This window comes from Lyngbya sp. PCC 8106 (genome assembly GCF_000169095.1).
Lineage (GTDB): Bacteria > Cyanobacteriota > Cyanobacteriia > Cyanobacteriales > Microcoleaceae > Capilliphycus.
Genome location: NZ_AAVU01000001.1, coordinates 18283 through 34284, shown reverse-complemented (window position 1 = coordinate 34284; position 16002 = coordinate 18283). Strand labels below are relative to the sequence as shown.

Genomic DNA, 16002 nt, shown 5'->3' with positions numbered 1-16002 from the left:
TACGATAATGTAGTGCCTTTTTTCTATTCATATGAAATCGAAAAAATAATCCTACACATCTCTCTCCTCGGAGTTGCACACCAGATGATTGTCAGCGTTGCTAAAGCAGGAATTGCCCATAGACAAGAACGTATATATTGATCAATAAAACAACTTAAATTTGTGAAGCCTTTGAAGATTGTAGACCCTAACCCTCCAATCTCCTCAACTTCCGATCTATGCCCCAAGGAAGATTTGTGTTGATTTGTGATCAATTCTTGGCAATTTAAAATTCAAAATGTAACAATGAATACAGAAATTAAAAAACTTACCTTGATGAGCTAAGTTATTTTTCGTTCAGAGACGAGGAGCGATCGCAAAGATGAAACTGACCTATCGTACAATTAGCTATGAGCAGCATCGGCCTTCCCTTGACATTGTAGAAAGCGAACTGGGGGGCAAATATCGGGGAAATGCGTGGCAAGTTCACTATCCCAGACATATTCCTGTTCCCTTACCGAACCCTAGCTTGAAATATCGGGGAGTTGCTTATCAAGCTGAAGATGTTAGAATGGCCGAACGTGAAGGAATGGTTAGGGTATTACAACAGAGTCAATCTCAACCCTCTGTTCAGACTCCCGCAAAAGTGACTCCAGAACACTTTATTACGGTTCATACGGCTAATATTTGTCGAGTTCTCGAACATCGCCGACAAGTCGCTCAGAAACTCGGAGATGAGCAGTTGTTGAAAATGCTAGAGTTAGAAGCCCAACAACTGGTTTGTTAGTTTTCCTATAGAAATGATTTCATCTAGGTTTCTGAAGAAAATGGACGATTTGAAGTTTTTTGTTTAAATCTTGCGGTGATTTAGATCAACAATATTTCAAGTTACATCACGGCAACCAACGAGGATTAAACCCAAAAAACGGCAATTCTTCGGGTTTGATTTCGGCTTGGGTTGGATCAGATAATATCTCTAACGGCAGTATCCACAAGCGACTGGTAATAATTGCATCACCGCCTTCACTGCGAGGTGAAATCTCAGATTGTGCTGAATTTTGCTGATTTTTAATCACCGTTTGATCAAACAGCAGTGCTAAACCATCCGGTGACAAACTCATATTAATCTCTTGTTGATTGGGTAAAATCACTAATGGCGCTAACTCACCAGTTTTGATATCAATGACTGCAATATAAGGCTGTTCCTGATATTCTTGCTGTTCATCAATCAATTCAGTTAACAGACAAAATAACAACTGATTACTCGGATCAAACTGAGCATTCAAAATATTACCAAAAGGGGGCGTGCGATAGAGTTCTCGTTCTTTTCCTTGATTATTCACTAAAAATAGCGATCGCGTACCATCGAGGTTGAATTTCACCATCACTGCTGCTGAACCATCATTCGCAAAACCGAGAACTTGACCATATCGCGGTAAAAATTCTAACGGTTCCGATCCCGGTTCAAGTGGTAAAATAGTGGTTAAATCAGGCCCTTGAGCAATCAGTAGTGATTTACTATCTGGCCCAATCAAAAAGTCACCGCCTTCAGTTTTCAGGGATTTGGGCGCACGTTCTGACTCAATGATCCAAGGGCCAAAGTCCGCCGGATTATCTTTTTTAACGCGCTGAACGACAATCATTTCCCCATTGGGAGACAAGTCAAATTTGAGATTACGATAATCTTGACTGTCAAGAATTAACTTGACTTCTCCGGGGCGTTTGGGGCGTTTGGCTTTTTGTTGTTGAGGAGAATTGGGATTAACACCCGTTGTCACTGTGTAGAGTTGTGACTCAAATTTTCCTCTGACTTGATCCGCGCGAGAAATCGCTGAAAATAAAATTTGATCGCCATCGGGATAGGGTTCAAACTCCAAAACCACCAACTCAGGTGGCGTTAATGCAATCGGTTGAGGGCTTTCTTGAGACAGGTTCACCAACATCAACCGCCCTTCATTGTCTCCTGTGACTCCAATATAGCTAAAAGCACGATCTCGGGTGCGAAAATAGCCCGTAAACGGTTCAATCACCTGTCCTTCATTTCCGGCATACAATTGATCGCGAGCATCCTGCAACTGCACGCTAAAAGGCGTTCCATAAGGCGCAGGTTCCACTAAAGTATAAGCCATCCGTCGTCCTGCCCAACTAATTTTACCGGGAAGGGGGGGATCAATTCGCAAATTACGCTCGACACTTTCCCGATTCATGGGACGATTGAAGGTGAGAATAAATCCGGTATCAAAAGCACCAATATTTTTATTATTCCAGCTAAATTCTCGGACTCTGGGTGTCGTGCGATCGCCACTGATCAACATTATTCCAATCAGCACTGTTAATACTATCATTAGAGCGGTGGCGACTCGATCCACAGGTTGACTGTTTTTCAGCCAAGATTGAGTTTTAGTCTGGAATTGCATCATGGAATTTCTCAGTCAGCGCTGATGTCTTTCTTTCACAGATTATCATGTTTTTGCTAAGGTTGTGGGGTGAGTTTTTAGGATGATTTCCGATTTTTTTGAGTGGAATCGTCTTAAACTTAGAAAGTGATCAGAATCTACACAAGCCATGACCCGTATTTTTTCTACTCCAAATTTTCGTCAACTTTTCCACAAATATCCCGAAGCTTTCGCGGCTGCTAGTTGTGCTATTTTAGTATTTTTGGGTTGGTTATTTTTGAACTTAGGTTGGGTGGGTATTGCCTTATTCTTACTTCCGGGTGCTTATGTGATTGGAGGCTATGAAAGTACCAAAGAAGGATTAACCACTCTGTTTGAAGAACATCAGCTTGATGTTGATTTGTTGATGATGGTGGCGGCATTAGGAGCGGCAAGTTTAGGGTTATGGCAACGAGATTATACTTTAATAATTGATGGGGCAATTTTAATCCTAATTTTTGCGATTAGTGGGGCGTTAGAAAGTTTCGCCATGCAACGCACTGAACGCAATATTCGCCGTTTAATGACAGTTGCACCGGATACAGCCAGAACCCTTCGTAAGATTCAAAAAAACCCAGTTTCTGACAGTCACTTCCATATTTATACCCCTAATTCTCCCCAAGAAACCGGGGTTTTTAACGACTCCTCTGAAAATTTTGAAGAAGTTGAAGTTCCGATTCATCAACTCCAAATTGACGATATTGTGGTTGTCAAACCCGGTGAACTTATTCCCACAGATGCTTTAATTATAGAAGGTCAGAGTCATCTTAATCAAGCTTCGATTACCGGAGAATCTATTCCCGTTGAAAAAACCATCGGGGATGAAGTCTTTGCTGGAACGTTAAATGGTCAGGGGGCGTTACGTTTACGAGTGCATCAACCCCCAGAAAGTAGTCTGATTCAACGGGTAATTCGTTTAGTTGAACAAGCCCAAACCGAAGCCCCGCCCTCTCAACAATTTATCGAAAAATTTGAACGTAATTATGCCAAAGTGATTGTTATTGGGGGAATTTTATTGGCAATTCTTCCGCCTCTTTTATTCGGTTGGAATTGGGAAACAACTATTTATCGGGCTTTAATTTTTTTAGTGGTGGCTTCTCCCTGTGCATTAATGGCGGCAATTATGCCTGCTTTACTCTCAGGAATTGCTAACGGGGCGCGTCAGGGTATTCTGTTTAAAAATGGGGCGCAACTCGAAAAAATTGGCACAATAAAAGCAATTGCTTTTGATAAAACCGGAACCTTAACAACGGGAAAATTACAAGTGGTTGAAATCATTCCCACAGAAGGTAATTCTCCCGAAACAGTCTTACAACTGGCTGCGGCTTTAGAAGCAGTTTCTGAACATCCCATCGGAGAAGCCATAACGGGTGAAAATTCTGCCCAAAATCTACAACTTTTAACCGCCAAAAATGTACAAGCCCAAGCAGGTTTAGGAATTGTTGGATTTGTAGAAAATCAAGCGATAATTGTCGGAAAATCGAGTTTTGTTTCCGCCGAACTGTCCCAAGACAATCAACAATTACAAGCCGAAACCACCCGCCTAGAAAATGAAGGAAAAACGGTTATTTGGGTGGCGAAATCTCAGGAAATATTAGGATTAATAGCAGTTTCAGATACCGTTAGAACTGAAGCAAAAAGCGTGATTGAACGGTTAAATAAAATGGGAATTAAACAGATTGTTATGTTAACAGGCGACAACCAACGCACTGCCGATACTGTCGCTCAATCTTTGGGAATTACAGGGGTTTATGCCAATCTATTACCCGAAGATAAATTAACCGTAATTCGCCAATTAAAACAACAATATAACACCGTTGCCATGATTGGAGATGGAATTAACGACGCGCCTGCTTTAGCCCTCGCAACAGTCGGTATTGCCATGGGAGGAGGCGGAACGGATGTAGCCTTAGAAACGGCGGATATTGTGTTAATGGCGGATCGTTTAGAAAAATTACCGGAAGCCGTTAATTTAGGTCGTCGTTCTAATCGAATTGTCCGCCAAAATATTGTGTTTGCTTTATCTTTTATTGGGTTGCTTTTAGTCGCTAATTTTGCCGGACAAATTAACCTTCCTTTGGGGGTAATTGGACATGAAGGATCGACAGTTTTAGTCACGTTAAGCGGTTTAAGGTTATTAAAAGCTTAGTTGATTATACATTGTTGCGACAGAAGGGAAAATCTCAATCCCGTTCTAATTCCCCAACATAATTGGGGGTTTCCTCCAAAGGTGCAAACTCGAACTCCGATGGGAAGATGTCCTTTGGGAGCGTTTTCAATGTTGTTCCAAACTAATTCCGAATATTTTAGCCATCTTCCCTCTTTTAGCCATCCGACATCCCTTGCAAATTGTTCATGTCCGTCCGTCCAGTTTTCAAATTTAATCGGTTCATTATACCCTTGCAAATTCTTATTATGTTTCAAAAATACTTGCTTTTGAACGCTAAATCCAAACCGATTTTCACTATATTTGAGCCAAAGTTTGTCGATTTTATTGATATCTTGACAAGGAATTTGTTGCTGCGCTTCAATATCAAACCAACCTTTCTTGGTACGGTCGAGAATATTGAGTAAAATTTTTCCCGTAATTAGATCGGCAAGCTTCCATTCTTTTCTTTTTAGCCAATATTCTAATTCTTGATAAAGTTGATTTTTAATCTGTTTTCTCGCTTCACTCCTGACCAAACTCGCGTTTTCAGCCGGTAAAGTTTTCAAGCTTATCCCTAATAATAATCCTGAAAATCCGAGGATTAACGCAATCAAAATCCAGAAATTAAATTGAGTTTTTTTGTCTAGCTTAATCAGCATTTTACGAGTTTGATTCAATTCTAAGGTGAACAATTGAGTTTCTCATTATTCTTCACAAATCTGAGACTTTTTGGGGGAACAGGAAATATGAATTTGAGAATTTTCAGACAAACTCTTGGTTACTTTCCTATTCCCTTAAACTGATCAATAAGTTAAGAAAAACTCAGTGAATTAACCAACAGGAAGCAGATAAATAGACTAAAAATAAGCTTCCGTTTAAATTTGATCACCCCGAACAAGAACAACCTTTTTTAGCCAACCATTATCTGTTTTCAAAAACGACAGATCGCTTAAGCCTGTTGCCAAAGTTCTTTGACTTTTCCCGGAAGCCAACTGTCAATTTCTTCTATACGTTCTTCTGAAAGTTCTTCTTTTGTCGCTGAAAATACCGCTGTTACCGCCTGTTCGCGATCAACATTTTTCGGAAGTCCGCCTTCATTTGCGACTCGAAATAAGAAGCGATCTGCATCAATTTTAAAAATACCAGGCCCTTGCCAGGGTGGACGAACCCGGCTTAAAAAGCCTACAATAGGATTTGTATCTTTCCACAGTTCAGCAACTTCCATCTGGAGTGCTTTTTCTTTCGTCGGTACCGCTTCTTGATGTAGTTCAGATTCTACGCGATCGGCGGCTTCTGTAGTCATTAAATCCCGCATCACCCGAAAGACAACTTCAGTAAAATCTCTCGCATCATAGAGATCTGCCATCCCGCTTTTTTTCATCACCTTTTCTAGAAAGGAACGATGCTCATCAGCAATAACAGTTCTTCTATCTTCAACTTCCGTCGGATCAACTTCAGGTAAGTTTTTATTTTTTATTTCATCTGGCATTATTAATTCCTTTTTTATGATCATTTTCATTGCTTCAGCTTAGTAGAATGTTTTGCAATTCATCCTCATCCTGAAGTTAGATATTTTAACTATCAAAGGATAGAAATTTAGTGAGAATGCAAAAAAGCCTCAAAGGTTTCTCTGTCCGGAAGTGAAGGTTGCGCCCCTGGTTTTGTCGTTGCTAACGCCCCTGCTGCTGTTCCCCAAATCACCGCTTCTCTTAAGGATAAACCCGCTTCAAATGCTGCCGCCATCGCCCCATTAAACGCATCTCCCGCCGCCACAGTATCAATGGCTTGCACCGGGAAAGCTTCCACGCGAAAATGTCCGCCTTTATTCAGACAAAAAACGCCTCTCGCCCCCAATTTTAACACGACTGTTTTCACGCCTCGATTAATAAAAAATTCGGTAGATTTTATCCAGTTATTTTCCTCAGATAAATCAAATCCAGTTAACTGCTTGGCTTCAGTTTCATTGGGTGTTATAATATCAATCAGAGGGTAAAGTTCATCGGGTAAACTTTCCGGGGCAGGTGCAGGATCTAGAATCACTTTTACTCCGGCTTGTTTAGCCGCTTTAGCCGCTTCAATAATTGCAGGTAAAGGCACTTCTAACTGTAACAATAATGCACTAGAATGAGAGAATAAATTCTTCAGTCGGTCAACATCTGAAGCTTCAACTCGACCATTCGCCCCCGGAATAATCATAATTGTATTTTCGCTATTTTGATCCACTGCAATCATCGCTACACCAGAACTTGTTTGGGAGTCAACTTTTACCCATTCCGTTTGTACTCCGGTTTCGTTGAGATGGGCTAAAAGTTCCTGACCAAAACTATCTTCCCCGACTCGCCCCACCAAGTAAGTTAACGCCCCTAAACGGGCGGCTGCGACGGCTTGGTTAGCCCCTTTTCCTCCGGGGGCGGTAAAAAAATGATCCCCTTGTAAGGTTTCTCCAGGACTCGGTAAACGGGGAGTTTGAACCACTAAGTCCATGTTAATACTTCCAAAAATAATTAAACTCATCAGAGATTGGATTTAACTTTTGTTTCTCAAAATGTTGGTGAAGATGATATCATAACTTTAATCTCAAATCATCTAACTCAATCAGGAATTTCGTTGTGCAAGTTTATTTGGCAGGCCCCGATGTCTTTTTACCCGAACCCTTGAAAATGGCAAAAGCCAAGAAAGAAATTTGTAAAATGTATGGGTTTGAGGGCCTATTTCCGTTTGATGATAGTTTAGATTTAACCAATTTAAAACCTCGGGAAGCCGCGATGAAAATTTATCATTGTAATATTAAGCTTATGAATCGTTGTGATTTAATTATTGCCAATATGACCCCCTTTCGGAGTCCGAGTTTAGATGCTGGAACCGCTTTTGAAATCGGATATATGACTGCCCTAGAAAAGCCTATCTTTGGGTATAGTAATGATGGTAAACTCTACAGTGAACGAGTCAAGAATAAAACCTCAGAAACTCTTGATGATCAGGGAATGTTTATTGAACAGTTTGAGATGATGGATAATTTGATGTTAGAAGGGGCAATAATTAGTAGTGGGGGAAGTGTTGTCTATGAAACTGTGGAACCCCAGCAGTATTATCCAGAATTACGAGTATTTGAAAAAATCGTTAACATTGCCGCCCAAAAACTCCTGAATAAATAACCCTTTTACCCTAAATTAATTCAACTTAAAATCAAAATGAATCAACCTTTATCCCGACCCAAAATCATACTCGATACCGATCCAGGTGGTGATGATGCCTTTGCTTTTTTCTGGTTAATTAGCTTAGTTAAAAAAGGATTAGCTGAACTTTTAGCCGTGACTTCGGTTGAGGGAAATGTGAATGCCAAACTCACCTTTACCAACGCTTGTAAACTCCTCCAACTCAACAATTTTTCGGACATCGAAGTTGGACGAGGCGTAATTAAAACCCAAAAAGAAATTGATGATGCCGCCCATATTCACGGAAATGATGGTTTAGGAAATTTAGCCCAGACTTTACCTTCCCCGCAACAGTCCTATGAAAACGCCCGGTATTCTGATGATATTTTAATCGAAAAATTAACAGCATTCCCCGGAGAAATTACCCTCATTGCCCTCGCCCCGTTAACCAATTTAGCCGCCGCCGAAACAAAATCCCCCGGTATTTTAAAACAAGCCAAAGAAATTATCATTATGGGCGGTGCCTTTAACGTCGCCGGAAATGTTACCCCAGAAGCCGAGTTTAATATTGCTTACAGTCCCGAAGCCGCAGAAATTGTATTTAACAATAGCAATCATCTCGTTATTTTACCGCTTGATGTGACGCGATCGCTAATTTTTCGCCCCGAAATGGTACAAAAGATTTCTGAAGTCAACCCAGAAAGTGATCTAACCCAGTTTATAGTCGCCTTAGCCAAAGCGATGACTCAAACCTCTCTTTCACACCGAGAAACCCAAGGAATAGAAGGATTTTTAGTCCATGATGCGGTTACCTTAGCTTATTTATTTTATCCCGAAACCTTACAATTTCGTCGCGCCCGAGTTGAAGTCGAAGTTGTCGGCAAACTCACTCCAGGAAAAACACTCTTTGATCGTCGCCATCATGCTAAAATAGCAGCAAATGCTTGGGTTGCTCAACAGGTTAATTCGGCGGATTTATTTGCCGCTTTCGTAGAAGATTTAAAAAGTTTGGTCAAATCAGACCCTTAAGCACAAACCACCTGATTTCGACCTTGATGTTTAGCTTGATACAAGGCGTCATCCGCTTTTTTCATCACTTCTTCTGGGGTAGACCCCTGTTGAGGAAAACAAGCCACACCAAACGAAGCTGTGATTTGTCCTAAATCTTTACCTTGATAAGAGAGTTGAAGCTGTCGAATTCCTTGACACAATTCTTCTGCCCTGACTTTGACATTTTCTAGGGACATTTCTGGTAAAATTAAAGTCATCTCCTCCCCCCCGTAGCGACAGGCGAGATCTGACAACCGGACTTGATGCTGTAGAAACTGGGCGACCTTCTGCAACACCACATCTCCCGCCTCATGGCCGAAGTTATCATTAAATTGCTTAAAATGGTCAATATCAACCATAATCACCCCTAACGGTTGACCCGAACGTTGGGAACGCTTAAATTCTCGGACTAAAAACTCTTTCAAATAGCGACGGTTAAACAGTCCCGTCAGGGCGTCACGAATACTTTGATTGCGTAACTCCTCCCGCAGTTGTAAGTTAGATAACCCCAAAGAAATTTGTTCCGCTACCGTCTGGGCTAATTGTTGTTGACCTTTACTCAAACCCTCCGGTTGTTGAATCCGCAGGTAAAATAATCCAAACGCTTGTCCTTGAACAATCGTGGGAATACACAGAGAAGACGTCGGAAAAGGATGACAATCGACATGAGTACAAAACAAACCCGGTTGATTCCTTTCGGCGAGATGAATTTGTCCCCGTCGCAACGCCCAACAATCATCAAAAGTGAGATTCAATTCACAAGCGGCTAACTCTCCAAATGTGGCGATTGACTCGACTTGATTGACTTTTTGATTACTCAATAATACCGTTCCCGCGCAATTGGGAAAAAGTAGTTTGAGAAACTCAGAAATCGGCCCATAAGCTTCTTCAACTCGATGACAAGCTTGCAAAAACTCAATCATTTCATTAATAATCGCCGATTCGTGGTGACGCTGTTCCAACTCTTTGACTGATTGTTCTAACTGTTGGTTGACTTCAGCCAGGTGAAAATTAGCCCGTTGTAAAGAAAGTTCTGCTTGTTTCTGTTCGGTGATATTCTGAGAAACAATCATCCCTAAAATCACCTCATCTTCTTCATTTCTAATCGGTACCGCCCTAACTAAATAGGTCTGATCTTGGTATTGAACTTCTTCGACTTGTTCATTTCCGGCTAACGCTGTTTGATACAACGGTTCAGTTGAAGTATAGATTTCCGCCGATAATACCTCCGACAACCGATGACCTTCTAAGGCTTCTCGACGCAGTTGGAGATGAGCAAGTCCTTGACCATCCGCGACTAAATACCGTAAATCTCGATCAAACAAAAAGATCGTTCCATTGGGAAAATTATGGGCAATAGTGCGATAAAGTTGTTCACTGGTGCGTAAATTTTCCTGAACTTGTTTGAGGATAGTAATATCACTAAAAGTACAGATGACGTGTTGAACTTTTCGGTTTTCTGTCAGTTGGGGTTCGGCGCTGACCATAATCCAGATTAACTCTCTTTCCTCTCCCGTTTTCCGCGAAGGGCGATAAATCCCCATCAACACATTTTTCACCGCTTGACGAGAGACAATTGCTTGGGGAACTGGATGATCTTGATAGGGAAAAGGAGAACCATCTTCACGAATAATTTCCCACTCAGAAGACAGAGAGGTTAAACCTAAAAGTTCGACTTCACTTAAACCCAACAATTGGGATGCTTTGGGATTACATAACAAAATTTCCCCTTGAGAACCATGCAGCGTCACCCCAACACTCAGATTCCGAATTAATGTACTAAACCGTTCTTCACTCTGTCGGAGTGCAACTTCAGCTTGTTTACGTTCGGTAATATCGAGCATCACCCCTTGTAACAAAATTGGGGTCCCGTCTTCGTCTCGAATCACCACTGCTGAATCCTGTATCCATAAGATATCCTGATTGCGGGTTAACAGGCGATATTCATAGCCAAATGGATGATCATGAGTGGGAAGCTTAGACAACCGCTTGCTCATTTGCTCTCGATCTTCGGGATGCAAACGTTGCGACCAGAGTTGTGGATTACTCATCCATTCATCGGCAGTATATCCTAACATTTGTTCAATCCGGGGACTAATATAAAGGGGCATACTGGCTTCCCCCACCGTGATTGTGTAAACGGCAGCAGGCATTTGTTCAACGAGAGCGCGATAACGGGATTCTGAGGCGCACAATGCTTCTTCGGCGAGTTTTTGCTCGGTTACGTCTATTGCCACCCCAAATAGGCGGATAACTTGACCTTGTTCGTCTTTTCGGACTTCCCCTTGGGTATTGAGATAACGTAATTCTCCATTGGGACGGATGAGGCGATATTCAATATCAAAGTATTCTCCCATCGTCAGGGTGCGGTCTAAAACCTGTTGGTGATGTTCTTGATCTTCGGGGTGAATCATTTCTAACAGTTCCTCAAAGCTGGGTTCACCCAAGGAGACTTCTAAACCGAAAATGTGAAACATCTCCTCAGACCAGGTAATTTGTCCGCTGATCACATCAAAGTTCCAATTCCCGATATGAGCAATTTGTTGAGATTCTAATAGGTTTTGGGTGGTGTGGCGCAGGGCTTCTTCTGTGTGTTTGCGTTCGGTGATATCCTCCACAACATAGCAACATCGAGGATGGGTAAAGTTGCCGGGAACCGGACAGATAGTTGCCGAGAACCAATGGTCTTCAGTCGGGGTTTTGTGGGTATATTCAAACTGAGCAGGTTTCTGAGTTTTATGAGTTTCGTCGCAATGTTTGAGCCAAAGTTGAATCAGGTTTTCACCTATTCCTAACTGACGACAGCTTTGGTTTTTTATTTGCTGCTCATTACAGCCAAATAACTTCCTCGTTGATTGATTATCCCAAAGATGATATATCTCATCATCGACTAATTCAATCACACCCATCATTAAGGTGGTGTTTTCACATAAATTACTGAGAATGGCTTCTCTTTCGGTTAGGGTGGTTTCTATGTGTTTGCATTCGCTAATTTCTATCCAATATCCAATCAATTCTATGGGGTTTCCCGCTTCATCTCGAATCAGTTTGACTTCATCTCGTATCCAGCGATAATCACCGTCTTGATGACGGAAGCGATATTCAGAGCGAGAGTAACCCTTTTCTAAGATTTGATCCCGTTCTACTGTGATCAATGTTTTGTCGTCGGCATGAATATGATTCCACCAAAAATTATGATTGCTGAGAAAATTCTCGGATTTATAACCTAAAATCGTCTGTACATTTTTACTAACAAAGGTGATTTCACGAGTCTTATAATTACAGCTATAAATAATTGCTGGACTTAAAGATAATAGAGACTTTAATCTTTCTTTTTTCCACTTTATCTCAATTTCTTGGCTTCGATATTTGGCAATTTCTTGGGTTAATTTTTCAGTTCGTTGATGCACCTTCTGTTCGAGTTCTTCGGTGAGGTGACGATAGTTGTCTTCCTCTTTTTTGAGGGCGTTTTCGATTTGACGACAATGGGTAATATCTTCTCCGGTTAAAATTACAGATTTCACTTGACCTGCTTCGTCGAATAGGGTACGATTAGAGTGGGAGATCATGCGCGCCTGTAAGCCTTTAGTCTGCCAAAAAAGTTCCTGTTGAGATGGGAAGCTAGAAGTTTGTAAAGTTTGAAAGTAGGTTTTGAATTGCTGCTGTTGTTGAGGGGACAGAAAGATTTCCCAAAACACTTGATCTCGCACTTCCGCAAACGAATATCCGGTTAGCACTTCGCACGCTTGATTAAACCGCACAATTCGCCCTTGCCTATCGAGGACAACCACCAAACTACTAATCGTTTCGACAATTGCAGCATCGAGGTCTTGTTCTGGCATCAAATTAACCGTAACCTGCTGTCGAGGTGGGTGAGTCAGATGTTCAACTCGTTGACTTTGTAACTGCCTCACCTGCTGTTGCAGCATTTGAATGACAGTATACATCTCCATCGGATCAAGCGCGTGTAAAATGCTTGTCTGAGTGACAATTCCACTGATTACCCCGGTTTCTGTCCCGACCACTAAGTGATGGACTTGCTGTTGCTGCATTTGTTGATGGGCTTCCCAAAGATTATCATCGGGATGGAGCAACTTCAAAGGCTGATCCATGATCTGATCAACTCGGATGTGGTCATCTAGCCCCAAGGCTTTAAATTGTACCATATCCCCTTCGGTAACGATACCTAAAGGCTGAAGTTGATTGTTCGCGATTTTGTCAGCAATCACAATACAACTAATTCGATATTGGGCGAGTTGTTGGGCGACTTGTTTGACAGTCACACTTGGGGAAGCATAAATCACTCCTGGACTCATCACCTCTTCGACTCGTCTCAACTGAAGTAAGTCTAAAGGGATTAAGCAACTGCGAAGGCTTTCTAAGGTGACTAACCCCTCAACCTGTTGATGATCCGATAAGATGGGAAGATGGCGAATCTGATGCTGACGCAAAAAATTAATTGCTGTAAATAGATTGTGAAATTGCGATCGCTTTAGGGTGATCGGGGGCGTTGTCATCACAGAAGAAACGCTGACTGAATCATCAACGATTCCTGCTGCCATCAAGCGGACAATATCTCGTTGGGTCACTATCCCCAGCAGACGAGAGTTCTCCATGACCAAAACACAACTTGCTCGTCCATCTTGAATCAAATGATCAGTCGAAATTCGACGAGGTACGGGTAATGAACAGGACTGTCTCACCTGAGACATCAAAGCAATCACTTGGTACAGAGGGGTCTGCGGAGAAACCGTTAATGGGTTGGAGTTAATCGCCGCATTCAGACAAGAATCAAATCGGGATAAACTGCTGGCAGGCATAATAAGTCAGTCGAGGGTTATATATAGAGTTTAGGTCTATCTATACTAATCATCATAGTTTCCCTCAACCCAACCTAACAGTCTTTTAGCATTTCCCGTCCCTAATCTATTGTTGCATCTTTTTCGTCAGATGTTGGATGAAAATAATTATAGATGTGTTGAGCTAATTTGAATCCAATTCCGGGAACTTCAGTGATTTGTTCGGGGGTTGCTATCCGAAGATAATCGATAGACCGAAAATGAGCAAGGAGTTGTTTTTGGCGGCGATATCCTAAACCCGGAATTTCATCTAAACGGGATCGTTTTAGACGTTGAGAACGTTTCTGACGATGGAAACTGACTGCAAACCGATGGGCTTCATCTCGTAGGCGTCGTAACAGTTGTACTCCCGGTTGTTCGGAGTCGGTTTCTAGAGGAAAAGACTCACCGGGGAGAAAAATTTCTTCTCGTTGCTTGGCTAAACTTACCACCCGCAGATCTTCTAACAAATTTAATTCGGATAACACTTTAACCACGGCTGAAAGTTGACCTTTCCCACCATCAATCATAATTAGATCAGGTTTATCAGCCGCTATTTTTTCCGGTGTTAATGTGGGATAATCTCGAAACCGTCGTCCAATAACTTCGGCTAAACTGGCAAAATCATCAGAACGTCCAGCATGAACTTCAGGGTTTCTAATCTTATAGTGGCGGTATTGTTGGTTCGCAGGTAAACCATCAATAAACATCACTTTTGAGGCCACTGCATCTGAACCTTGAATGTGGGAAATATCATATCCTTCTATCCGATGAGGGATATCGGGAAGATCAAGAATTTCTGCTAAGTCTTGTAAGGCTTGATTATTGCGATCGCTAAATTTTTGAACTCGTTCTAATTCATAACCTGCATTCCGTTCAACCAGTTCGATTAATTCGGCTTTGGTTTGGCGTTGCGGGTTGATTATTGTAACTTTACGACCTTTATATTCACTCAACCAGTTAGCAAGAATTGATTCTTCGGGTAACTCGTATTGAACTAAGATTTCACCAGGAATTTCCACCGCATCAACCGTTTGATAATGGTCTTCTAAAACCCGTTGTAAAATTGCCCCAAACTCCGATTCTGTTTCTAAAGTAGCATTCAGATCATTTTCTAAACCTTCAAGCTGAAACTGTTCAACTTCCGCCTGAAACCCTAATCTTCCCACCAGTTTACCCGCCCGAATTTGAAACAGTTGAATACAAGCTTGTTTGTCATTAGCCGCTAAAGCAATCGCATCTCTAGACACTCTATCATCTGGGAGAGAAACTTTTTGATCATCATTTAAAGACTGTACACCTTGGATTTGATCCCGAATTTTTGCCGCGATTTCAAAGTTTAAATTCTCGGCTGCGGTTGCCATCTGTTGGGTAAGAGAGTTAAGAAGTTCTCCCGTCCGTCCCTGGAAAATCATCGCTACTTTTTGCATCGTTTGATGATAGTCTTCCGGAGAAATAAACTGCTGACAAACCCCCGGACAGCGACCGATATCATAATTCAAACACGGACGATCTTTAAAGAGAGGTTTTGGACGTTGACGCAAGGGAAAAATCTGTTTAACTAAATGCAGGGTACTCCGCAACAGTCGAGTATCCACATACGGACCATAATAGCGATCTTTAGATTTTCCTAAGCGGCGTTTGCGAGTTATAAAAATTCGCGGATATTCTTCCGACCAGGTAATACAAAGATAGGGATATTTTTTGTCATCTTTTAGCAGCACATTAAAATAAGGCTGATGCTGTTTAATTAAATTGGCTTCTAAAGCTAAGGCTTCCGCTTCAGTATCGGTAACAATAAATTCAATCTCTGCCACTTGTTGGATCATCATGGCAATGCGAGGACTGTGGCGGTTATAGTCGCGAAAATAGGAACGAACTCGCGATCGCAATTTTTTCGACTTGCCAATATAAAGGATATTGTCTGAATGATCCCGCATCAAATATACTCCCGGAACAGAAGGAATTTCTGTTAACCGAGTTTCCAAGCGTTCAGGATCTTTAATTAGAGTTGAGATTTGAGTTGAAGTCATTCTTTTCTATATTATTCTTTGTAGGAGTGCAAGGCTTGCGCCCTAACTCATTGATGTCTTCCCACAGACCAACCCTATAAACCCACACCGACAAAACCCATCACCCGTTTAAAGCAGGGCCGTTTCGTTCTAGCCCGAAAACTTGATTTGTGGGGAGGTGGGGAGGTAGGGAGGTAGGGAGGTAGGGAGGATTTTTATTAATAAAAAGCTATTTTTCCTCGGAAAAAACTCCTCTCCCCATCACCCCCTTCGGGTTCGCCACTCCCCTCAACGCGGGGAACCCGCGCACGGGGGTGGACTCACCATCACCCTTTCACCCCATCAACCCCGGCAATTTTTAACTTAGAATGAAACAGCCCTGCC

Annotated in this window: 10 protein-coding genes; 4 read left to right on the top strand and 6 right to left on the bottom strand. The window is 41.9% G+C overall.

Features of this window, described 5'->3' with window-relative positions; genetic code table 11:
- Positions 1-361: 361 nt before the first annotated feature.
- Positions 362-766 (top strand): DUF4278 domain-containing protein, encoded by a 405-nt coding sequence (locus L8106_RS00135; RefSeq protein WP_009782106.1) that lies wholly within the window; start codon positions 362-364, stop codon positions 764-766.
- Positions 767-872: 106 nt separating this feature from the next.
- Here L8106_RS00135 and L8106_RS00130 read toward each other — a convergent pair whose 3' ends face one another.
- Positions 873-2399, bottom strand: coding sequence for a hypothetical protein (locus L8106_RS00130; RefSeq protein WP_039895161.1), 1527 nt, complete (start codon positions 2397-2399; stop codon positions 873-875).
- A 145-nt stretch (positions 2400-2544) separates the two neighbouring features.
- Between L8106_RS00130 and L8106_RS00125 the strand changes: the two genes are divergently transcribed.
- Positions 2545-4563 (top strand): heavy metal translocating P-type ATPase, encoded by a 2019-nt coding sequence (locus tag L8106_RS00125; protein ID WP_009782104.1) that lies wholly within the window; start codon positions 2545-2547, stop codon positions 4561-4563.
- On the opposite strand, the gene L8106_RS00120 is transcribed toward L8106_RS00125, so the two are convergent.
- The 3 genes from L8106_RS00120 to rbsK all read right to left on the bottom strand — a co-directional run bounded on the left by L8106_RS00120 (position 4560) and on the right by rbsK (position 7077).
- Positions 4560-5255: a GUN4 domain-containing protein gene (locus L8106_RS00120; protein WP_009782103.1), complete on the bottom strand. Its 696-nt coding sequence runs from the start codon at positions 5253-5255 to the stop codon at positions 4560-4562. The two genes, L8106_RS00125 and L8106_RS00120, sit on opposite strands and share 4 nt — an antisense overlap.
- 257 nt (positions 5256-5512) lie before the next feature.
- Positions 5513-6052 carry a DUF2267 domain-containing protein gene (locus L8106_RS00115; RefSeq protein ID WP_009782102.1) on the bottom strand — a complete coding sequence of 180 codons (540 nt, stop codon included), beginning with the start codon at positions 6050-6052 and terminating at the stop codon, positions 5513-5515.
- A gap of 107 nt (positions 6053-6159) precedes the next feature.
- Positions 6160-7077, bottom strand: a complete 918-nt coding sequence (gene rbsK, locus L8106_RS00110) for a ribokinase (RefSeq protein WP_009782101.1) — start codon at positions 7075-7077, stop codon at positions 6160-6162.
- A 95-nt stretch (positions 7078-7172) separates the two neighbouring features.
- On the opposite strand from rbsK, the gene L8106_RS00105 reads away from it, so the two are divergent.
- Together L8106_RS00105 and L8106_RS00100 are read left to right on the top strand one after the other, a co-directional pair.
- Positions 7173-7718 (top strand): nucleoside 2-deoxyribosyltransferase, encoded by a 546-nt coding sequence (locus tag L8106_RS00105; RefSeq protein WP_009782100.1) that lies wholly within the window; start codon positions 7173-7175, stop codon positions 7716-7718.
- Between the two features lie 36 nt (positions 7719-7754).
- Entirely contained in the window at positions 7755-8747 is a 993-nt protein-coding gene (locus tag L8106_RS00100; protein ID WP_009782099.1) for a nucleoside hydrolase, read from the top strand.
- Here the strand turns inward: L8106_RS00100 and L8106_RS00095 are convergent.
- Positions 8744-13588 carry a PAS domain S-box protein gene (locus L8106_RS00095; protein ID WP_009782098.1) on the bottom strand — a complete coding sequence of 1615 codons (4845 nt, stop codon included), beginning with the start codon at positions 13586-13588 and terminating at the stop codon, positions 8744-8746. The genes L8106_RS00100 and L8106_RS00095 overlap by 4 nt on opposite strands.
- Before the next feature lie 101 nt (positions 13589-13689).
- Positions 13690-15639, bottom strand: coding sequence for an excinuclease ABC subunit UvrC (gene uvrC, locus L8106_RS00090; RefSeq protein ID WP_009782097.1), 1950 nt, complete (start codon positions 15637-15639; stop codon positions 13690-13692).
- Positions 15640-16002: the final 363 nt, after the last annotated feature.